Origin of the sequence: Streptococcus sp. C300, from assembly GCF_000187645.1 — a bacterium.
GTDB lineage: Bacteria > Bacillota > Bacilli > Lactobacillales > Streptococcaceae > Streptococcus > Streptococcus oralis_CQ.
In genome coordinates, this window is the sequence record NZ_GL732468.1 from 49,750 (window position 1) to 71,743 (window position 21,994).

The following is a 21,994-nucleotide window of genomic DNA, read 5'->3' on the forward strand; positions in this document are numbered from 1 at the left end:
TTCTCCCCTACTCAGTAATTCTTGTCAGATTCAACTCTTGGGCAACCTGACGTTCCTGTTCTGTTTGCTTATTCTTTTTATTATAGATTTGACTCTTCTTTAGAAAATCGTAGTTGTTCTTTTTAGCTTTTCCCGTTTGGACTTTCGGAGTTGGATTCGTCACTTGGCCAATCTCCTCAGCTAAGATATAGTGAGACTGGCTCAAGTTTTTACTAAATTTGGCAAACTCACCTGGATTTTCCTTTTGAAATGGTGCTGTTGGTTGGTTTCCTTGACGAACAAGTGTTGAACCATTGTGTCGTCTAGTATGACTAACATCCTGAGTCAAATACTTGGCTGAACGTTTCTTCTTTAAGTCCGCACGCGCCTCTTCTCGAGCCAATTCAGCATAGGTTTTTTCAACTTTTTTAGGTTCTGGACTTGGCTTTGACTCCTTAGTAACCACTGGAGAAACTATAGTTTCTTCCTCATTGATAGGAGACCATTCCAAATAGTTCTTATCGCGGTAATCACCTTTGATATTGCTAATAAAGTCTGACTCATCGTACAAGTCCATGACTGGCATTTTGGTCAGCATGATCTCGTCATCTGACACCAATGGAAATCGATCTTGTTTCATTTTGTATTTCCTTTCAACACTTCATTATAGCGTATTGTCTTGATTTTTCAAGTGCTGGCTTCAGAAATTCCCAAAATTTCACGAATTTCTGCCAGACTGAGACTCGCACGCGACTCCGTACCATCTAAAACTTGGGAAACCAAATGTTTCTTTTGTTCTTGAAGTTCTTGGATTTTTTCTTCAATGGTCCCCTTGGTAATCAAACGATAGACCTCTACCTTCTGCTCTTGTCCCATGCGGTGGGCTCGTCCGATAGCTTGGGCTTCAACCGCAGGATTCCACCAAAGGTCAACCAAAATAACCGTATCAGCTCCCGTTAGATTGAGACCAACACCACCCGCCTTAAGGGAGATGAGAAAGGCATCTCTCTCCCCTTGGTTAAAGGCCTTGGTCATCTCCTGTCTGTCATGAGCAGGAGTTGAACCTGTGATTTTGAAGGAGGTCAAGCCCAAGTCTGGGAGTTCTTGCTCAATTTTTTCTAACATTCCTTTGAACTGGGAGAAAATCAAGACCCGATGCCCACCATCAGCCACTTGTAGCAATAAATCTCGGAGACTATCGAGTTTACCACTGGCTCCCTGGTAATCGTCCATGAAGAGGGCTGGCGTATCGCAGATCTGGCGCAATCGCATGAGGCCAGATAAAATTTCTACCCGGCTTCTCTGGAATTCTTGATCGGTCACTTGCGCTAGGCGGTCTCGCATCTGTTGCAACTGGGCGAGATAGATGGCCTTCTGTTGGTCTTCCAGTTCATTTTTATAGACGACTTCGATCAGGTCAGGTAGTTCTGTAAGAACTTCTTCTTTCTTACGCCTCATGACGAAAGGCTTGATAAACTGCGCGACTCGGTCAGCCGGTAATTTCATAAACTCCTTTTTACTTGGTAAGAGCCCCGGAAGCACAATTTGGAAGATAGACCACAACTCTCCTAAATGATTTTCGATGGGTGTACCTGACAAAGCAAAAACTGCTGGCACCACAAACTGGCGCAAACTCTGAGCAATCTTGGTTTGGGCATTTTTCATGACCTGAGCTTCATCTAAGAAGAGAAAATCAAAAGCCATCTCTTGATAAAGCTCGCTGTCTTGACGAAAGGTTGCATAGCTAGTCACATAGATTTGGTGATTTTCAGAAAGAATCGCTTCTCGATTCGCTTTCAAACCATGAACGACAGCCAAATCCAACTGTGGGGCAAATTTCCTGAATTCATCTGCCCAGTTGTAGATTAAACCTGACGGCGCTAAAATCAAGACCCGACTATCTTCTGTCACCTGACTAGTCAAAAAAGCAATGGTTTGCAATGTTTTTCCCAGTCCCATATCATCGGCTAGGATGCCACCAAAGCCATAGTGATGAAGCATCTGGAGCCAACGAACACCCTTTTCCTGATAATCTCTCAAACTCGCCTGAACCTGTATATCTCCCAAAGGAAAATCCTCTGGATGGGTCAAATCATGAGCTAAATGCTGAAATTCCTCTGAGAAGGAGATCCTATCTCGACCTTCAAAAAGCTGAGAAAGGCTATAAGCCAGAGATTTTCGCGCCTGAAAAGAACCATCTTTTAGCTCAACCCCCAGTTCCTGCAAATTTTGACGAATCTGCTTGGTTTCCTCATCAAAAAAGTACACTTGGTCAGAAGAACTGATATAGAAATCCTGATTGCTGGTCAGGGCTTTAAGAGCTTGGTCAATCTCTTCTTGGGCAATCCCTTGGAAATCAAATTGGATTTCCAATAATCCTCCCTTGGACTCAATCTGAACCTGAGGAGCTTGGACGCTGTAGAGCTGATTCATCTCATCAGACAAGAAAACCTGACCCAACTTCTCAAAAGCTGGAATCGTATGGTAAAAGAAAGAATAAACCACTTCTGGCTTCAAAGCCTGTCTCCAAGACTGAAAATCAGCCTCAAAACCAGCCCCTAAACAGACTTGAAATAGCTGATTTTCCAAGACGGCATCGCTTGAAAATGGTAATTGTTCCAGCTGTTGACGACTAGTTACCTTAACATCTCCATAGTCAAACTGGATATTCAAGCGGATGCGGCCGTCATCCTCCCTATCAAAGTAAAAGATTGGTGAAAAGGGTCTGATTTGCAAGCGCTCAGGAGCAGAAACTGTGCCCAGCTGTCCAAACAAAGGCAGACAGGCAGCCAGACGGTCACGATCACTGTTGTCAAACTGGAGGCATTTTCTCCCTCTTTCCTCCTGAGGAAGCTCCTTGATTTCCTTTAGGAGGCTGATTTGTTTAGGATTTAAGAGATAAAGATTCCCCTTACGAAAGAGAACCGCTCCCCCATAGAATACGTTGATTCGCTCACTTTCAGAAATCTCCATCTCAAAATAATCGGGATACTCCTGCACTGAAAAAGAGAACAGTTCTGCATCGGGATCTAAATCATGAAAAAGAAGATTTTCATAACTAGTAATCTGGTGCTCAAAATGAAAATCCTCCAAGTTCATCAGCAACTCCACTCCCTGCTCAAAAAAGGTCAGAGGGAAAAAGAGGTGACGACCTTGATTGGGGAAAAAGAGGTCTTGACTCAGTCCCTCCTCAATCAAGCCACATAAAAAAGTAAGAACTTCTTGACTAGATGTATCAAAAGCATCCCAAGACAAGTCATTTTCATAGTGCTTCCCAATCATATATGGCTTTCGATGGGCCAAGACCTTCAAAAAGAGAGGGATGTCACGAATGACATAATATTTTTGACTATCAACTAAACCGATTCGGAGTGTCCAAAGGAGGCGATTGGTCCCAGCTTCCACCTGACCTTGAGCCGACAAAGTGTAGATTTTTTCTCTCTTCTGAGGTTGGATACGCTCCAAAAAACTACCGCCAAAACTAACCTTGGTTTCGACCTCTTCTTGCTCTTCATGTCCTTTTTCTAAGGCTTGTAAAATCACCTGGCCTTCTTCGTCGTTCTTCAGATAATGCTCGAGCGCTGCGAGATGAACACAGTAACCTCTTTTTTGGAAAAAATCGCAAGCACAAAAAACCAGATCATCCTCTAAACTGTAGCGCAAGTCTTCTCCCGCCACACGAGTATAGAGGCGATTCCCTTTTTCCTTGATAATCTCAATGTTGCCTGTTTCATAGAGTGCAACCCCCTCCATGCGCAACTTTCCCGGAATCAATTTAGCCATAGTTACCCCTTTATCTTATCTTTTCATTATACCACATTTTCCCCTACGAAAATAGCCTTCTAGGAAGACTTTTCTCCTAGAAGGCTGGATTTTTAAAGTGTAGCAAAAGTGGTCACGATGCGTTGACAAACCTCTTCCAGTACTGACTTCGGCATAGCTACATTGAGACGGGCATGAAGAGTTCCTTCCTCACCAAAGTCCAAACCTCGGTTCAAGATAACCTTGGCTTCATTCTTCAAAAGCTCTTGCAAGCGGTCATCCGTTAGGTCATAGGCTGAAAAATCAAGCCAGATCAAGTAGGTACCTTGTGGTTTCATGACCTTAATCTTGGTTTCGTTGCCCAAAATATCTACTACATAGTTAATGTGGTCCTCGATGACTTCTTTCAACTCTCCTAACCAGTCCTTACCATAACGGTAGGCAGCTTCTGTCGCCAAATACCCCAAGCCTGAGATTTCATGTTGGTTATTGGCCAACTGACGTTTTTGGAAAGCCACACGAAGCTTTGGATTTTCAATAACTGCATAGGAATTCTTGGTCCCAGCAATATTAAAGGTCTTAGTGGCACTACTCAAGATAAGGGCAAAATCTTTAAAGGCGGGATCAATGGTGTTAAAAGACTGGTGTTTGCGACCAAAGAGAGCCAAATCTTGGTGAATCTCATCTGAAACCAACAAAACACCATGTTTTTGGCAGAGATGCCCAATCTTTTCTAACACTTCCTTTTCCCAAACACGTCCACCAGGATTGTGGGGATTGCAAAGGATATAAAGCTTCACATCCTCTTCTACCAATTGATTCTCCAACTGGTCAAAGTCAATCTCAAACAGCCCATCCTTTTCCACCAAAGAATTGGTAATCAATCTGCGATTGTTGAGTTTGACACTGCGGGCAAAAGGTGGATAGACCGGTGTGTTAATCAGAACCGCCTCTCCTTCTTTTGTAAAGGCTTGAATAGCTGTTGAAATAGCTGGTACCACTCCCTCTATAAAGACGAGGGCATCCTTGTCAAAGTGATACCCGTGTTGACTGGCTTCCCAGTCCTGAACCGACTCAATCAAAGCATCACTGGCATAAGTATAGCCATAGACCAACTGATCTGCGTAGGCTTGTACAGCTTGTCGAACTTCAGGCAAAACCACAAAGTCCATATCTGCTATCCAGGCTGGTAGAACTTCTCGATCAGCTTCTGCTTCTTTCCATTTATAGGTATGGTGCCCAAAACGATTGGGCAGGCTTGTAAAATCATATTTTCCCATATCTATCTTATCCTTCCAAAGCTTGGCGCAAGTCCGCAATCAAATCTCTAGCATCTTCAATCCCAATAGACAAGCGCAGGAGGTCATCTGTTAAGCCATAGGAATGACGCACTTCTGCCGGAATATCCGCATGAGTCTGAGTTGTCGGATAGGTAATCAGACTCTCTACCCCACCCAAACTTTCTGCAAATGAGAAGACCCTTAAGCTATTTAAAATATGAGGAATACGCTTTTCATCCACTACTTTAAAGGAAATCATACCCCCACGTCCAGTATAGAGCACTTCCTTGACAGCAGGTGAAGCCTTCAAAAAAGCAACCACTTCTTGGGCATTTGCTGTAGAACGCTCCATACGAAGAGGTAGAGTTTTAAGACCACGAATCAACTGATAACTATCAAATGGTGACAAGACCGCACCAGTCGTATTCAAATTGTAGAACAGTTGCTCATATAGTTCTAAACTATTAGTCACAACCACCCCAGCCAAGACATCATTATGCCCTGCTAAATACTTGGTGGCAGAATGAAGAACGATATCCGCACCATCTTCAATCGGACGTTGGTAAATCGGACTGTAGAAGGTATTGTCCACCACTACCTTGGAACCCTTGGCATGAGCTAGTTTGGCTAGTTTGGCAATATCAAATTCCAACATCAAGGGATTGGTTGGCGTTTCGATATAGAGAACATCCACATCTTTCTCTAACTCAGCAATCAACTCTTCTTCTGTATTAGCATAGGTAAAATGGAAGCGGCCTTCTTGCTCCACTTGGTTGAACCAACGGAAAGAACCCCCATACAGATCGCGCACAGCCAAGACTTTACTTCCTACTGGAAAAACACTAAAAGCCAGTACAATCGCAGCCATTCCTGAGCTCGTCGCTAGGGCATAGTCCGCTGATTCGATTGCCGCCAAGACTTCCTCCGCCTTACTGCGAGTTGGGTTTTTAGTACGGGTATAATCAAAACCAGTAGACTGGCCAAACTCTGGATGCTGATAAGTGGTTGAAAAATGAAGCGGTGTTACCAAGGCACCTGTAGCCTTATCTGACTTGATCCCAGCCTGGGCCAAAATTGTGTTGATGTGTAGTTCTTTGCTCATACAATACCTCCAAATCTATAGTAACTATTGTACCACTTATTTTCACTAACTTATTTTCTTGTTTTCAAGAGCTAGTTATAGTTTCAAACTATATAAAAACGATAGCTCCTTTAGAAACTATCGTTTTTCCTGTTGAATAGACTGGTTATTTAACGTGTTTTGCCAGTTCTTCTTGGGCTTTTTTATTTGATTCTTCTTTTTCTTTTAGCCATTTTTCTTTCGCTTTTTCATACTCATCAGCCGTTACAGTCTTATCTTGTAACTTGAGATACTTGTATGATTCGACACCCTTATTTCCAGCTTGTGAGAATGGCGATGAGAATGGAACTGTCTTTCTCAAGGTCGGTGTTCCACCCTGAGAAACGTTTGGAATAGCAAGGGCGCTATCAACGAGCCAAGCTTGAATTTCAGCATACTTTTCATAACGTTTTGCTGGTTCTTGCTCCTTGTTCGCTTCTTCTAGCATTTGAGTGTAAGTATCCAGACCAACTGCCTTAGCCTTGTCATTGACCTCACCTGGTTCTAGACCAATGTTTTGCAACATACCACCGTTATTGACATTTAAGATATCAAGATAACTTGATGGATCCAAGTAGTCCGCACTCCAACCGCCATTATAGATATCAAAGTCTTTTTGAGCTGCAGTTTGAGCTAGGTAGCTAGAGTTGTCAAAGTCATCTGTTGATAGCTGTTGGATATCGATAACCACATTCTCAGCTCCTAGAACAGATTCGATGGATTGTTTCAAAGAGCTCGCTTCAAGTACACCTTTTTTAGCTGATTGGTCAACTGTTACATCCAAGTGGATTGGGAATTGCACACCCTTAGCTTCCAATTCTTTCTTAGCTTCTGCAAATTTAGCTTTAGCTTTATCAGGATTGTAGTATGGATCTTGTGCATCTGCAAAATTGATTCCTTGCCATTCTTGGCCATAGTTGACCATCTTTTCTGAAACAACATCGCCAAAGTCTTTTCCGTTGATGCTTACAAATGTAGGAGGTACCACTAGATTACGAATAATCTTCGTTGCTCCGTCCTCCCCTTGAGATTGTGCTCCATAGGCTGTACGGTTGTATGCATAGTTGAAGGCTTGACGGAAGTTTTTATTCAGAACTGCTTCTTGGGTAGATTTCTTTTCGACATCTGAGGACTTAGAAGTGAAGTTATAAGATTTTCTGTCCAAGTTGAAGTTCAAGTAATAAGAAGTTGCATTTTGCATACTATAGATGATGTTATCCTTGTTCTTCTCTTTAATGCCTTCAAAGCTTGAGCTATTTGGATAGAGACGCGCGTAGCTATAGACTCCTTCTACAAAGTTACGTGCTAGTGCATCTTGGTCACTACCATCATAATAGGCCAATTTCACATCATCCACAAAGACATTTTTTTCATCCCAGTAGTTGGGATTTTTCTTGAATTCGATAACAGATTTTGAAACAAAAGATTTCATTAAGAAAGGTCCATTGTACAAAATACTAGAAGGGTCTACCTTACCAAAGTCATCCCCTTTTGATTTTAAGAAATCTGCATTGACAGGGAAGAGAATGGTTGAAGTTGTTTTAGAATTCCAATAAGATTCTGGACGTGTCAAAGTGTACTGAACCGTTTGGTCGTCAATCGCCTTAACACCGACAGTTGAAAAGTCAGTTGTTTTACCGTTAATATAGTCATCCAAACCTACTACAGAGTCTTGAACCAGGTACAAGGCTTCGGATTTTTTATCAGCAGCATATTTCAAACCTGTCACAAAGTCTTGGGCCGTTACAGGGGCGTATTCTTCACCCTCATAAGTATACCATTTTGCATCCTTACGCAATTTGTAAGTATAGGTCAAACCGTCCTGAGAAACAGTCCAATCCTCTGCCAATGATGGAACATAGTTACCGTATTGGTCATTTTCCATCAATCCATCTACCAAATTGGTAACGATGTCGTTGGTTGTTGCACGGTTTTCAGCAAGATAGTTCAAACTAGATGGATCGCTCGAATAAACATAGTTATATGTTTTAGAAGCGCTACTTGAATTTCCACATGCGCTCAGTAAGATACCTGCGCTTAACACGACACTTGCAAGTGTCAGATACTTGGCCTTAGACTTTTTCATTTCCAGAACCTCCTGTTTAAAAGTTTTGTCTTATTATACAGCTTTAGTTTTATTTAGTCAAGCGATTTCTGAAGAAAAACTTAAAAAAGCATATTTTTTGCTCTTGATTTTAGAAAAAGTTCTCTTTTTTTAAGAAAAATGTAGTATAAAAACCTTTCTGTTAAAGAAAGGTTAAATTCATTACTTTTATTTATAAATCTTTTTACGATATTTTCAATCGTGTACGTAGTCGATCTGCTTGAGCTTTGCCAATTATCTTGTCCAAGAGTCGTGTACGTAGACTCATCAAACCATACAGACCTCCTCCAAGACCTCCGATGAGAGCCACATAAAGGAAACTCCAGAAACGTCCACTTGGTTGGAAGACAAAACCGAGCAGCCACTGCAAGAAGCCAACTAGGATAAACATAACAAGAGTCAAGATGGTAATCAAAATGGTTCGCTTCAAGATTATCTTTCGACGAGCACCCGTTACCTGGCAGATATCTCGGTACATCAAGACATTCGGAATGATCAAGCCGATAGTCGTTGAAATCAAGGGACCGTAGCTGTGAAAAATAGCAATGGTTGGCAATTGCAAGACGATCTTAGCAATGGAACCATAGATAAAGTAAAGAACTGCCTTGCGGTTGCGGAACATGGCCTGAAGCATAGGGGACAAGACCATATACAAGCCTAGGATAGTAGACTGCAAAACTGCAAAAACAAATAAGCCCATGGCCAAACTATCTGGCTTACCGTAAAAGACTGTATAAAGAGGCTCCCCTACCATGACCACTCCAACCGTTGCCGGCAATAGAAATAAGAAGAGCATGGTGAGGCTATCTTGGACTAGGCGAGCCGCCGCCTGCAAGTCTCCTTTTACATAGTTTTCCGTCAACAGTGGCAAGCCGACACTCCCAATGGAAACCCCTACAGAGATTAAGATCATGGTAATTTTATTCGGATTGGCAGAAAAATAAGAAAACATGACAACCAAGTCTTCATTGCTATAGTTGGTAAACCACTTCATACTATTAATAAAGGTCATTTGGTCTAAAATCTGGAAGAGCTGAATGGCTGATCCTGTTAGGATAAAGGGAATGGCTTCCTTGATAGTATCGACTAAGAGTCGCTTACTATTGATCTTATCCCGTGTTTCAAAGACTCTTTTGAGCAAACCTTCTTGGGCAAGGAAGTAGATCAAAACTGCAAAACTTGCCACCATCCCCACAAAGGCCGCAAAGGTCGATTGGGTAACGGCTGATAGGTAGTCACCAGAACCCATCTTCATAATGAAGAAGGTTGCCATCAACATCCAGATAACACGGATCACCTGCTCAGCGATTTGACTCATAGCATAGGGTTTCAGATTGTTCATCCCTTGGAAGAAGCCCCGGATGACACTCATAGATGGGAAAATCAAGACTGCCCAAGCCAAACTCTGCATGATGGGAATCAGGTCCTTCCCCACACCTGACAAATCTGCTAACCAGGGAGAAAAGAGATACAAGACCAAGGCAAAGACTAAGCCCAAGCCCGTCATAAAGCTTAGGAAACTCCGAATCAAGGCAAAGCTGTGCTCTTCTTCCCGCATGGTATTGTACTTAGCTACTTGTTTGGCGACCGCAACTGGGATACCCGCTGTCGAAATCAGCAAGAACCAGGCGTAAATATTATACCCCATGGTAAAGAGTCCATTTGCCTTAGCAGCATAGGTCCCCATCCAAATATACCAGGGAATAATGTAGATAGCACCAAGGAGGCGACTAATAAAGTTACTAGCTGTTAGCCAAGCAGTCCCTCGCAACATCTGGGCTTGCTGGTGATTGTTTTCGTTAGACATAGCTTCCTCATTCAATTTTGATAACTAGGAAAAGTTCCTTATCTTCCATTATAAACTTTTCCTTGTTACTTGTAAAATTCGGGCTTGAAGTTTATAATAGAAAGTATGATTAAGATTGAAACCGTATTAGATATTTTAAAGAAAGATGGCCTTTTTCGTGAGATTATTGACCAAGGTCATTACCACTACAACTACAGTGAAGTTGTTTTTGATAGTATCAGTTACGACAGCAGGAAAGTAAAAGAAGGGACTCTTTTTTTTGCAAAAGGTGCTGCCTTTAAAAAAGAATACCTCCTATCCGCTATAAGTCAGGGCTTAGCTTGGTATGTCGCAGAAAAGGACTACGAGGTCGGTATCCCCGTCATCATTGTGAACGATATCAAAAAAGCCATGAGTTTGATTGCTATGGAATTCTATGGCAATCCACAAGAGAAACTCAAAATTCTCGCTTTCACAGGGACAAAAGGAAAGACAACAGCAGCGTACTTTGCTTACCACATCCTATCTCAACGCTACCCAACAGCTCTCTTGTCAACTATGAACACAACTCTGGATGGCGAGACCTTCTTTAAATCTTCCTTCTCGACACCTGAAAATATCGATCTTTTCGACATGATGGCTCAGGCTGTTCAGAATGGTCGAACCCATCTTGTAATGGAAGTTTCTAGCCAAGCCTATCTTGTTCATCGAGTATATGGTCTGACCTTTGATGTAGGTGTCTTTCTTAACATCACTCCTGACCATATCGGACCAATTGAACATCCAAGCTTTGAAGATTATTTCTACCACAAACGTCTCTTGATGGAAAATAGCCGAGCAGTTGTCATTAACAGCGATATGGATCACTTTTCTGTACTGAAAGAACAAGTTGAACATCAAGAGCATGATTTCTACGGTAGTCAGTCGAGCAACCAAATCGAGAATTCCAAAGCATTTAGCTTTTCAGCTACAGGTAAACTCGCTGGTGATTATGATATCCAACTCATAGGTCACTTCAATCAAGAAAATGCAGTCGCTGCAGGACTTGCCTGTCTTCGTCTAGGTGCCAGTCTGGAGGACATCAAAAAAGGGATCGCTGCAACCCGCGTTCCTGGACGTATGGAAGTTCTCACTCAGAAAAATGGAGCCAAGGTCTTCATCGACTATGCCCACAATGGTGATAGTCTGAAAAAACTGATTTCTGTTGTTGAAACTCATCAAACTGGAAAGATTGCCCTGGTTCTCGGTTCGACTGGAAACAAGGGTGAAAGTCGTCGCAAAGACTTTGGACTCCTCCTCAATCAACATCCTGAGATTCAAGTCTTTCTAACTGCGGATGACCCCAACTATGAAGATCCAATGGCCATTGCTGAAGAAATCAGTAGCTATATCAGTCATCCTGTTGAAAAGATTGTCGATCGTGAACAAGCCATCAAGGCGGCGATGGCCATCACAAATCAAGAACTCGATGCCGTGATTATTGCGGGTAAGGGTGCTGATTGCTACCAAATCGTCAATGGAGTGAAAGAATCCTACCCTGGTGACGCAGCTGTAGCAGAACGTTACCTATAAAATCAAAAAATCAAGGGAAATTTTCCCTTGATTTTTTAGTCTTCTTTCTTAAATGAGTTTTTAAGACCTTCAACGGCACCTTCTACAGCACCTTTAGCATCTTCTACAACTTCTTTTGCTTTGGCAACTGTTTTTTCTACAGCACCTTCTGCTTCAGTTTTGCTATCGCCAGTAACTTTACCAAATCCTTCTTTGATAGCACCAGTTGCTTGTTCCAATTTATTTTCAAGTGACATAGCTCTGTCTCCTTTGCTTTTAATACGATAATGGTTATCGCTTACATTTAGTTTATGCTTATTCTTTAGCAAAGTCAAACAATCTGCTCAAAAGCAAACAATTAAGACAAATAGAAAGTCAACCGTTCCGTGTCAAAATCAACAGCCAACTCATACTTCCCTTCTTCATTTTGAACAATATAGCCTAGAACGACCAAACTATCCACAAAGATATCACGGCGTTTCTGCATCAGTTGATCTTTTTTGAGGAATTTTAACAAAAAAGTCGTCATATATTTGAGGGCATACTCAGGGTTAACATCTCCTAAAATATCATAGAGTTTCTGCTGTTTTTCTGTCAAAGGATATTGGTGCTTGACCTTGTAGAAATAGTTGGATAGGGTCATCTTTTCTCTTGCAAAGTCCGTACCTTCGACTAAAATGGCAGCATTGGTTTGATTGCGCAATTCTGTCTCAAAAGTCTTTTTCAGCAAAGCTTGATAGACTGGACTATCCTCTCTGACAAAAATCTCTTGGTCAAGGACCAGACTGTCTATTGATTCTAGAAAAGGGAGATTAAGGGAATAACGTTTGTTTTCCCTTCGGATCAAACCTGCCTTTATATACTCTTCCATGAGTTTATCAACTGCCACATCTGGAAACTGGGCCTTGATTTCTCGAAGGATCACATCGTCATGCTGGTCCAGATAGTCCACCAAATCTATAAAAAATGGCTGCCGAGTCAAACGAGAAGGATTAAAAATCTGAATCATGAAGATTCCTTTCTTTACATTCTAAAAGGGGAGATGTTGCCAACTGACTGGGATTGGTTCCTGGCTGGTTCAGAGGCACAGGAATTTCGAGTTTCCTGTAATAGTCCCTCCAAAAATCACTGATCTCCTGCTCCCCATCCCCAAATTTCATGGAAATAGTTTCAAAAATCGGTAGGATTTCAGCGATGTACTGGGAGCAGTAAAAGCCAGACCCATCTGGATAAAAAGAGGCATTATAGGGTGCACCTAGATATTGATAAGCCTTCTCCTTCACCAAGTCAACTTCCATCTCTGGATAGACATAAAGATCGTAGAGATGAGTTGGTTCAAAAAAATCAGCTGGTTCTTGACAGATAACACCTGCTCGCCCACTAGCATGATAGATCAAACCGTCTAAAAAGATAGCTACATGACTATAGTTCCCAGTAGAAGCCTGGATAGCCTGCCCCATATCTGAAAGATCCTTCACAAAAATCAAGTCACCATGTTCTAACATCTTTCTCTCCTAGAAAAAAAGGAGCCGAAACCCCTTTAGCTATAAGGAAACGTTAGTTTCCTTGTTTAAGTTATCACTCAGGCTATTACCCATTAAAGCTCTCAGTCAACTGAGGCACCACTTGTTTCTTACGTGAAACGGCACCTGGAAGAAAAGCGTGGTTGTTTTCAAGTTTGAAGTTGAAAGCTGCTTCCACCTTGTCCATGTTTGATCCAAGAGCCAAAATTTCTGAGTTTGAGTTGACGATGTCTGTAATCATCAAGACAAAGTCTGAGTAGCCGTTTGCTGCATTAGCCGCTTGCATTGCATCTTCAATTTCTGCTTGGCGTTCCAAGACTTCAGCAATATCAACTGTATTGACTTGGGCAACACGAACCTTATTTCCGTTGAGTTCAAAAGTCTTAGCATCGATATCAATCAATTCTTCAGCAGATTTACTAGCCAAGTTTGTGCCAGCTTTCAGCATAGCAAGACCGTACTCTTCTAAGTTGACACCAGCCAATTCAGCCAATTCAGGCGCAATCACTTTATCAGATGGGTGAGTTGTTGGTGATTTCAAAAGAAGAGTATCTGAAATCAAACCTGAAAGCATCAAACCTGCGATTTCTTTAGGAACAGCTACACCATGCTCTTTGAACATGCGGTAAACGATAGAAGACGCTGATCCAACTGGTTCCAAGCGCATGTAAAGTGGGCTGGCAGTTTCAAAATTAGCCACACGGTGGTGATCCACAACTCCGTAAACTTCTACTTCAGCAATATCTGACACTGATTGTTGGAATTCATTGTGGTCAGTCAAGATGACTTGCTCTACACCTTCTGCTTTAGCAGATGTGATAACGCGTGGTGCTTCTACACCAAAATAGTTCAAAACGAAGGCTGTTTCTTCATTAGGAGTTCCAAGTGCTACTGCTTCTGTGTCCAATCCATAAGCTTCTTTTGCAAGGTAAGCAAAGGCTACAGATGACCCGATGGCATCTGAGTCTGGATTTTGGTGACCAAATACTAGAATCTTAGACATGATAATACCTCTTTAAATTTATTCATCTTATTGTAGCACTTTTTTCCTCTTTTGACAAAAGTAAGAGGAGCCAAAAGACTCCTCCTTAGACATCAATATGGTTGACTAGATTTTTCTCTTGATTTTCAGATAAAAATCGTTCTTTCTGAGGACGTTTCTTTCGTTTGAGGAGAGCCTCGGCAGACATGGCTTCTTCCTTACTGGCAAAACCCTCTACATAGATGAGTTTGACTGGCAAGCGAGCTCGGGTATACTTGGCTCCCTTACCACTATTATGAACGGCAAGGCGCCTCTTCACATCCGTTGTATAGCCCGTATAGTAAGAACCGTCGCGACACTCCACCACATACATATAGGCCTTATGATCCATAGTAAATCTCTTGAATTTCTGGTGTATAAGAACCATCATCATTGTGAACGATGAGTGGTGGCAAGACCTTAAAGCCACTGGTCGATCCATCCTTGATAGCTTCGATTAAGAGCATATTAGCCTCCTTCTCACGTTTAGGATAGACAAATTGCAGGCGCTTGGGTGCCAAATTATGGCGTTGAAGCATGTCTAAGATATCCAAGAGCCGATCTGGACGATGAACCATGGCCAAACGGCCATTAGACTTGAGAATACTCTGAGCACTACGGCAAATTTCTTTTAGGTTAGTCGTAATTTCGTGTCTGGCCAGAAGGTAATGTTCACTCTCGTTCAGATTAGAATGCGGATCCACCTTAAAATAAGGCGGATTGCACAAAATCATATCCACCTTACTTCCCTGAATGTGGGCAGGCATATTTTTCAAATCATCACAGATGACCTGCATCTGCTCTTCCAAGCCATTCAACTGAACCGAACGCTCTGCCATATCCGCCAAGCGCTCCTGAATCTCTACAGATATTATCCGCGCCTGAGTACGTGAACTAGCAAAAAGTCCCACTGCACCATTTCCAGCACAAAAGTCCACAATTAAACCCCGTTTAGGGAAGCGAGGAAAGCGTGATAAAAGAACACTATCCACCGAATAGCTAAACACCTCTCTATTTTGAATGATCTTGATATCTGTCGAAAAGAGCTGATTGATTCGCTCTCCTGGTTTTAATAATTGTTCTTCTTTCATACTTTTATTATAACAAATAATGTTAATATTACAAATGGTTTAGATAATCGTATTTATGGCTTCTTCTTTAAATGCTCTAATGCCTCACGCGTCCAAACAGGCATCATTCGTCCAAGTGGTGCAAAACCGTGCTTGATCCGATCATTTGAAAAACGTCTCCGTCTTGGCAATTGATGTTTTTCCTCTTCCAAGGTACGGATAGAAAGACTGGCCTTCCCAGTGTATTCGTCAAAATCCACCACCTGAACTTGAACTTCATCGCCAATTTTTAAAATGTCATAGATATTTTCAATAAATCCCGTCCGAATCTCCGAGATGTGAATCAGCCCTGTCACCCCTGTCTCTAACTCGACAAAGGCACCATAGGGCTGAATTCCTGTAATACGCCCGTTTAGCTTATCACCAATTTTCATTCTAGTCCTCAATTTCAATCGTTTCAATTACTACATCTTCAACTGGCTTGTCCATTGCACCTGTCTCAACAGCTGCAATGGCATCCAAGACCGCAAAAGATTCAGCATCTAGCAACTGCCCGAAAACAGTATGACGACGGTCAAGGTGAGGAGTTCCACCTTGTTCTGCATAAATCTCAGCTATTGGTTCTGGCCAGCCACCACGCGCAATCTCTTTCTTAGAGTATGGCAAATGTTGGTTTTGCACGATAAAGAACTGGCTACCATTGGTATTTGGACCAGCATTGGCCATAGAAAGGGCACCACGGATATTGTAGAGTTCTTCTGAAAATTCATCTTCAAAAGAGTCGCCGTAGATTGACTCACCACCCATACCAGTACCAGTTGGGTCTCCACCTTGGATCATAAAGTCCTTGATAATTCGGTGGAAAATCACACCATCATAGTAACCGTCTTTTGACAGAGCAACAAAGTTTGCTACTGTTTTGGGAGCCTGTTCAGGGAAGAGCTTGATACGCAAGTCTCCGTGATTTGTTTTAATGGTCGCTAGCGGACCTTCTACTGTTTCAATGTCTACTTGTGGGAAATGCAATTCTTTTTCTACCATACCAAATCCTTCTAAGGCATCAAAAATGCCATCTTCTTCTACTGTTTTTGTAATATAATCTGCTTTTTCTTTGATTTTATCATGAGAAATTCCCATAGCAATACTGATTCCAGCATAATCAAAGAGTTCCAAGTCATTGAGACCATCCCCAAAGACCATGACATTCTCTGGTTTCAAGCCTAGATGTTCTACAACCTTGGCTACACCAGTTGCTTTGGATCCTGAAATCGGCACGATATCAGATGAATGTTCATGCCAACGCACCATGCGAAGTTTATCCGATAAAGACTCTGGTAGGTGCAAGTCATCCCCTTTATCCTCAAAGGTCCACATCTGGTAAATATCTGCTTTTTCATGGAAGTTAGGATCCACATCCAAGTTTGGATAAATCGGATCAATAGCTTCACTGATCAGTTCTGTTCGCGTGGAGAGTTTGGCGTCATGACTACCAACCAGGCCGTACTCAATTCCCTCTTCCTTCGTCCAAGAAATGTACTCCACAACATCTGACTTGTCAATCTGATGTTGATAAATGACCTGACCTTTTTTATCTTCTATATAGGCCCCATTTAGGGTTACAAAAAAGTCCGGTTTGAGCTCACGAATCTCTGGAACAACACCGAAAATACCTCGCCCAGAGGCGATACCTGTTAAAATCCCTTTCTCTCGCAACTGCTTAAAAACAGTGGGAATTGTAGCTGGAATAAAGCCCGTCTTTGACGTACGCAAGGTATCATCAATATCAAAAAAGACAATTCTAATCTTCTTTGCCTTGTATTTTAATTTTGCATCCATCTCTCTACCTCTTTTTTATCACTCTTTCCATTATACCATAAAGCTGATGAAATTCCCTTTTTGAAAAAAGATGAAAATCCTATCAAAAAGAGAGCCAGTAAAACTAGCCCTCTCTTTTCATCCTAGAACATCTCTAGAGCAATCATGGTAATCATCGTTGCATCATAGTAGTTGTCCAAAGGTAAATCTTGTGTGAAAATGTATTTATTTTGCTGAAGAAGTTTTAGATAACCTTCTCCCTTGTCAGATGCATAGGTAATCGGTGCCAAGAAACTACCTGCCTGGTATTGATTGAGGGCAGATCCATTCAAGTCATATCCAGCATAAATGCGTTGCTCTTTCATAAAGAAATCCATCATCTTTTGAACGAGTTTTTGGCTTCTTTCATCCTGGCTCTGTGACAGGTGATAAGGCAAACGACAAGCGTTATAAGAATACGCTCCATCGTATTGAGATTCGATAGTATTGGCATCAACAAGGCGTGCCCCTGACTTCTCAGCCCAGATAAAGTCTGGCAAGAGACCCGTATCAGAATGAGAACTGATTTGCTCCAATTGCCCAAGCATCTTATCCTTAACATCTAACCACTGTTTATTTCCAGTCAGGTCATAGAAAGATTGGAAATAGTGAGGAAGAGTATCAGACGTCCGCATCAAGTAATAATAATCAGAATCCTTGTTTGCCCAGTTTCCTACTGTTAAAACACCTGTCTCTTCATTGTAATTGTATTTAAGAATATCTTCTAAGATTTTTTTAGCTTGCGCTTGGTATTCCTGCGCTTTATCTGGCCACTGCTTGGCAGCTTCAATCAAAGAATAAGCGATATAGAGATCTCCATCAGTTGCATTTTGTTTCTCGACCGTTTCGCTATCATTTTTGATCACTTGCTTCCAAGACATCAACTGCGTTCCCTCAATACGATGATTTTGGTAGTAACGATAAAGATTCTCAAAATCTGCTTGACTTGCTTGCCCTTTTTGGGCTGCTAAAACTGTTATGAGCATCCCGTAACTTTGGGCTTCTGATAGAACTGTTGTTTCTTCAGAATCATTTGTCGTGCGGACATAGGACTGATCTCCCTTAGTCACCAGAAACTGTTGGCTCCATTGGCGGTAAATACGATTTCGCATCTCGACTTTACTCCTTCCTCTTGCCAAAAACAAGGTTAAACAAAAGATAGAAAGGATGAGCACAAACCATACATATTTTAATTTATTCGTTTTCATAGAACCTCCTATCCTGCAAATCGCTTGGTTTTAACCCACTTGGTTTCTTTTCGTCGGAGTATCTTGTCCAGAACGATTGAAGAAATGGAATCAATGGAAACAACGATAAACATCTGTGCATAAGTGAAATAGGCAGCCAAAGCTAACCAGATTTGCTTTGTCGTCGCTTGTCCAAACTGACTTGCTAATGCCGTCATAATTTGCATCAAATAGAGACCAATCATGAGAATCCAGTTAAAGAGCATGAGCTGGGCAATATAGATATTGTCCGCATCAAAAGCGAACGGAACCCTGATATCTGGGAAGAATAGGTTAAGACAGATTGCTAGCACATTCGCTAGGAAGATCAAATCTGATAGAACAATGGCAAAGTTAAACCAAAAGAAAACACATGAATAGTTAAAGACTTCTAGTTTAACTCGCCAGTTTGCTCCGCCAAATAGATGCTTAAAGTTTGAGAGAACAACTTCGTAATTTCCTTTAGCCCAGCGTTTTCGTTGCATATAGTAACTCTTTAAAGTCTCAGGTTCTTGTTGGAAAGCCTCTGAGTTATAAGCAAGGGCAATCAATTTACCACTCTGCATGATTTTGAAGGAAATATCGGTATCCTCGGTTAAGGCACCATTTTTCCAACCCCCGATGCTCTTTACAAAGTCGGTTTGAATGATAAAGTTGGTTCCTGGGATACGACCAATTTTAAAGAGATGCCACATCCCAACATGGTGCACCCGCTGGGTAACAACAATTTCTTGGTTGATACAACGTGTCAAGAAATTTTGATTGGCATTTCGAGTCTTGTTTCGACCGAAAGATGCCACATGGCGTTCAGGGTCCTTCATCACTTCTTTGACAAGGAAATAAAGGGCGTTCTTTTCAAGCATAGCATCCGCATCATAGACACAGATGTATTCGCCTGTTGCCATCTTAAGGGCATCGTTTAGAACACCTGCTTTTCCTCCTGTCCCAGTACGGTCTATAATGGTTAGATTTCTTTCAGCATATTCAGGCATGGCTTGTACAGACAAACATTCTGCATAGGTGTTATCCGAACAGTTATCCGCAAACAAGAGCAATTCCACACGGTCGTGAGGATAATTCATGTCCAAAATAGCTCTTGCTGTTTGGGCAATAACCACATCCTCATTATGGGCAGGAACAACAATGGTGACCTTAGGATAATAAGGTAGTGGCGAAGTATCTACACGAAAATCACTGTGCTTAAACCAAAAGTGTACTGCTGAAAAGAGAATTACCAAACCCCAAGCCAGAGAAATCCAAATAGTAAGCAGAGTAAAAATCATTAAGATTTGACTAATCATGATTCACCGCCTTAAAATTTTTATTCACTCGATGGTAAAGTACACTATAAGCAATAAATAGTATGACAAAACAAATGCCAAAAAAGAGACTGAGTCCCAAAGCAATACCAAAAAATAGTTCGGTTAAAGTCATGTTTCCCTCCTAATATTCTACAATTACATCCGTCTCGAGTTGACGCTTTAAATGACTAGCAACATCTGAGTAGTCTTTATATTTACTTCTATTTTCAGAGTTAATCATCAGGTAACCTGTTTGAAATTGAATTCCTTGGTTTCCATCTTCTCCATGAAAAACTAAACTGCTCAGTTTCTCCTGCAAACCACTAAAGTAAAGTTCCTTCAAAGAATGTTGGTTAGTACTCGATAGAACGAGAAAATTACCATCCGAAACGTAATAGAGCTTATCATTGTAACTCAACTCCTGAGCGATCACCTCTTGAATTCGACTGAGCATCTGGTTATGTTCTTTCGGTTTAATCTGGAAGAACAAATCTTCATGTGCCCAGTGAATCAATAGAGATTGAACCGTAACATCACTTTGTTCAGCGACCATCGCTTGATAATCTGCTCGAGCTGCGTCCTCCTGTTCTTGTACCTTTGAGGCCACCTTGAAGAAATAATAACGAACCTTAAGTAGAATCCCAATCAAAAGTGGAAAACTGATTAATAAGAAGATCAGTTGAATGATTGGGATATAAACCACACCCGCAACCAAAACGATAAGTCCAAAGCCAAATGCTAAGATAAGGGTCCAAGTAAGCAAAAGGTCAGATAATACCAACACGGCAAACAAGGCTAAAGCTAAAAACAAGATTTGTTCTAAAATGATTGCTCGAGCATACAAAAAACAAAGCACCAAAAGAATGACCTCACAAGCAAGCAAAGCCATAAGCCAGTTTTTAAATTGACTCCAATTTTTCATTTTATCTTATTTCCCCCCTTTGAATTCAGATACCGAAGTTGCTGCCCCAAAGTACTGTTGAATGGATTGTACGATTCGTTCAGAGGCTCTTCCATCTCCATAAGGATTTGGTGCCTGAAACATTTGTCTATAAAGAGTTTCATCTGTTAAGAGTGCTGCCATCGCTTCTTTCACACGTACTGGATCCGTACCAACTAACTTCAAAGTACCTGCTCTTACTCCTTCTGGACGTTCCGTCGTGTCACGAAGGACAAGGACAGGTTTGCCGAGAGAAGGTGCCTCTTCCTGAACACCTCCAGAGTCAGTCATGATAAAATTGCTTCTTGAAGCCAAATTATGAAAATCAAGTACATCTAAAGGCTCAATCAAGTGAATACGATCGTGACCAGCTAAGATATCGTTTGCTGCTTCTTGCACAGCAGGGCTAAGGTGAACAGGATAAACAACCTCAATTTCCTGATGAAGATCGACCATCTCACGTAAAGCTGCAAAGACATTTCTCATTGGTTGACCTTGATTCTCACGACGGTGCATGGTTACCAATACAAGTTTCTTATCTGGATCCAATTGATCTAGAACTTCATGGTAGTAATCCGATTGAACGGTTAGTTTCAAGGCATCAATGGCTGTATTTCCCGTAATGACAATAGCAGACTCAGGATGATTTTCCTTGAGAAGATTTTCTTTACTCTCACTAGTTGGAGCAAAATAGAGATCCGCTAGGTTATCAGTCATCTGACGATTCATTTCTTCTGGGAAAGGAGAATACTTATCAAATGTCCTTAGACCAGCTTCAACGTGGCCGATACGTACCTGATTATAGAAAGCAACTAAACTTGCTGCAAAAGTTGTCGTTGTATCTCCATGAACAAGAATTATATCTGGAAGTTCTTGCTTAACAACTGGATCAAACTTTTCTAAAATTTTTCCAGTAATATCTAAGAGGGATTGATTTTTCCCCATAATATCCAGGTCATAATGTGGCTCGATGCTAAAAGTTTCAAGAACTTGATCAAGCATTTGACGGTGCTGAGCTGTCACAACTATGATTGTCTCAATGCTGTCACTATGTTTTTGCAATTCTAACACTAAAGGGGCCATTTTGATGGCTTCTGGTCGTGTTCCAAAAACAACCATCACTTTCAATTTCTTCATTATGCTATCCTTCTACTATAATAAAATTTGACACATCAGATTAATCTTTATATCGAATTATTACGCAAATCAATTAATTTGATTATCTTAATTATTTTACCGTCAATTAATTTATATGTCAAATTTTTTCCAAATTATATTATTTCATTTAATTTAATTTTAACAATTTGTAACCTTTTTGTAACAATATTATTTACAACCTTTAAAAAGCCTTATTTTAGGAATTTTTAAGACTTTTCAAAAGAATCCGTATTTAAAAAAACTAAACCTTATATGTTTTTTTCGATATTTATTTTTATCTTGATAATTCAAACAATTATATTTTACTACTTTGAAGAAT

At 41.1% G+C, this 21,994-nt stretch carries 20 protein-coding genes; 1 reads left to right on the plus strand and 19 read right to left on the minus strand.

Going from position 1 to position 21,994, the window contains the following annotated elements:
* Positions 1–7: 7 nt before the first annotated feature.
* The 6 genes from HMPREF0849_RS06555 to HMPREF0849_RS06580 form a co-directional block, all read right to left on the minus strand.
* A complete protein-coding gene (locus tag HMPREF0849_RS06555; RefSeq protein WP_000806743.1) occupies positions 8–619 on the minus strand; it encodes a hypothetical protein in 612 nt (203 codons plus the stop codon).
* A gap of 47 nt (positions 620–666) precedes the next feature.
* Positions 667–3,762, minus strand: a complete 3,096-nt coding sequence (locus tag HMPREF0849_RS06560; RefSeq protein WP_001096254.1) for a DEAD/DEAH box helicase — start codon at positions 3,760–3,762, stop codon at positions 667–669.
* 92 nt (positions 3,763–3,854) lie between these two features.
* Positions 3,855–5,021: a MalY/PatB family protein gene (locus HMPREF0849_RS06565; RefSeq protein ID WP_000521333.1), complete on the minus strand. Its 1,167-nt coding sequence runs from the start codon at positions 5,019–5,021 to the stop codon at positions 3,855–3,857.
* 7 nt (positions 5,022–5,028) lie between these two features.
* Positions 5,029–6,123: a cystathionine gamma-synthase gene (locus HMPREF0849_RS06570; RefSeq protein WP_000031980.1), complete on the minus strand. Its 1,095-nt coding sequence runs from the start codon at positions 6,121–6,123 to the stop codon at positions 5,029–5,031.
* A 145-nt stretch (positions 6,124–6,268) separates the two neighbouring features.
* Positions 6,269–8,227 carry a peptide ABC transporter substrate-binding protein gene (locus HMPREF0849_RS06575; RefSeq protein ID WP_000748539.1) on the minus strand — a complete coding sequence of 653 codons (1,959 nt, stop codon included), beginning with the start codon at positions 8,225–8,227 and terminating at the stop codon, positions 6,269–6,271.
* A 202-nt stretch (positions 8,228–8,429) separates the two neighbouring features.
* Positions 8,430–10,052: a putative polysaccharide biosynthesis protein gene (locus HMPREF0849_RS06580; protein WP_000064205.1), complete on the minus strand. Its 1,623-nt coding sequence runs from the start codon at positions 10,050–10,052 to the stop codon at positions 8,430–8,432.
* Between the two features lie 105 nt (positions 10,053–10,157).
* Between HMPREF0849_RS06580 and HMPREF0849_RS06585 the strand changes: the two genes are divergently transcribed.
* Positions 10,158–11,603: a UDP-N-acetylmuramoyl-L-alanyl-D-glutamate--L-lysine ligase gene (locus HMPREF0849_RS06585; RefSeq protein WP_000590278.1), complete on the plus strand. Its 1,446-nt coding sequence runs from the start codon at positions 10,158–10,160 to the stop codon at positions 11,601–11,603.
* 35 nt (positions 11,604–11,638) lie between these two features.
* Here the strand turns inward: HMPREF0849_RS06585 and HMPREF0849_RS06590 are convergent, their stop codons facing one another.
* The 13 genes from HMPREF0849_RS06590 to wecB form a co-directional block, all read right to left on the minus strand.
* A complete protein-coding gene (locus HMPREF0849_RS06590; RefSeq protein WP_000051185.1) occupies positions 11,639–11,839 on the minus strand; it encodes a CsbD family protein in 201 nt (66 codons plus the stop codon).
* A 101-nt stretch (positions 11,840–11,940) separates the two neighbouring features.
* On the minus strand, positions 11,941–12,591 hold the full coding sequence (locus tag HMPREF0849_RS06595) for a DUF1803 domain-containing protein (protein ID WP_000614487.1): 651 nt from the start codon (positions 12,589–12,591) through the stop codon (positions 11,941–11,943).
* Complete coding sequence (locus HMPREF0849_RS06600; protein WP_000889447.1) at positions 12,575–13,087, minus strand: YiiX/YebB-like N1pC/P60 family cysteine hydrolase; 513 nt, start codon at positions 13,085–13,087, stop codon at positions 12,575–12,577. Before HMPREF0849_RS06600 ends, HMPREF0849_RS06595 begins: the two co-directional genes overlap by 17 nt.
* Before the next feature lie 85 nt (positions 13,088–13,172).
* On the minus strand, positions 13,173–14,108 hold the full coding sequence (locus HMPREF0849_RS06605; RefSeq protein WP_000036058.1) for a manganese-dependent inorganic pyrophosphatase: 936 nt from the start codon (positions 14,106–14,108) through the stop codon (positions 13,173–13,175).
* A gap of 85 nt (positions 14,109–14,193) precedes the next feature.
* Positions 14,194–14,478 (minus strand): GIY-YIG nuclease family protein, encoded by a 285-nt coding sequence (locus HMPREF0849_RS06610; protein WP_000349631.1) that lies wholly within the window; start codon positions 14,476–14,478, stop codon positions 14,194–14,196.
* A complete protein-coding gene (locus HMPREF0849_RS06615; RefSeq protein WP_000657018.1) occupies positions 14,468–15,217 on the minus strand; it encodes a tRNA1(Val) (adenine(37)-N6)-methyltransferase in 750 nt (249 codons plus the stop codon). The genes HMPREF0849_RS06610 and HMPREF0849_RS06615 overlap by 11 nt, the downstream gene beginning before the upstream one ends.
* A gap of 53 nt (positions 15,218–15,270) precedes the next feature.
* Positions 15,271–15,630: a S1 RNA-binding domain-containing protein gene (locus tag HMPREF0849_RS06620; protein WP_000689615.1), complete on the minus strand. Its 360-nt coding sequence runs from the start codon at positions 15,628–15,630 to the stop codon at positions 15,271–15,273.
* A 1-nt stretch (position 15,631) separates the two neighbouring features.
* Positions 15,632–17,032 carry a bifunctional Cof-type HAD-IIB family hydrolase/peptidylprolyl isomerase gene (locus HMPREF0849_RS06625; RefSeq protein WP_000338998.1) on the minus strand — a complete coding sequence of 467 codons (1,401 nt, stop codon included), beginning with the start codon at positions 17,030–17,032 and terminating at the stop codon, positions 15,632–15,634.
* Positions 17,033–17,154: 122 nt separating this feature from the next.
* Complete coding sequence (locus HMPREF0849_RS06630) at positions 17,155–18,258, minus strand: glycosyl hydrolase family 8 (RefSeq protein ID WP_000856186.1); 1,104 nt, start codon at positions 18,256–18,258, stop codon at positions 17,155–17,157.
* An 8-nt stretch (positions 18,259–18,266) separates the two neighbouring features.
* On the minus strand, positions 18,267–19,577 hold the full coding sequence (locus tag HMPREF0849_RS06635) for a glycosyltransferase family 2 protein (protein ID WP_000625364.1): 1,311 nt from the start codon (positions 19,575–19,577) through the stop codon (positions 18,267–18,269).
* On the minus strand, positions 19,570–19,710 hold the full coding sequence (locus tag HMPREF0849_RS10715) for a hypothetical protein (RefSeq protein WP_000176309.1): 141 nt from the start codon (positions 19,708–19,710) through the stop codon (positions 19,570–19,572). Before HMPREF0849_RS10715 ends, HMPREF0849_RS06635 begins: the two co-directional genes overlap by 8 nt.
* 9 nt (positions 19,711–19,719) lie before the next feature.
* Complete coding sequence (locus HMPREF0849_RS06640; RefSeq protein WP_000800618.1) at positions 19,720–20,499, minus strand: hypothetical protein; 780 nt, start codon at positions 20,497–20,499, stop codon at positions 19,720–19,722.
* 6 nt (positions 20,500–20,505) lie between these two features.
* On the minus strand, positions 20,506–21,654 hold the full coding sequence (gene wecB / locus HMPREF0849_RS06645) for a non-hydrolyzing UDP-N-acetylglucosamine 2-epimerase (RefSeq protein WP_000734430.1): 1,149 nt from the start codon (positions 21,652–21,654) through the stop codon (positions 20,506–20,508).
* Between the last annotated feature and the right edge of the window lie 340 nt (positions 21,655–21,994).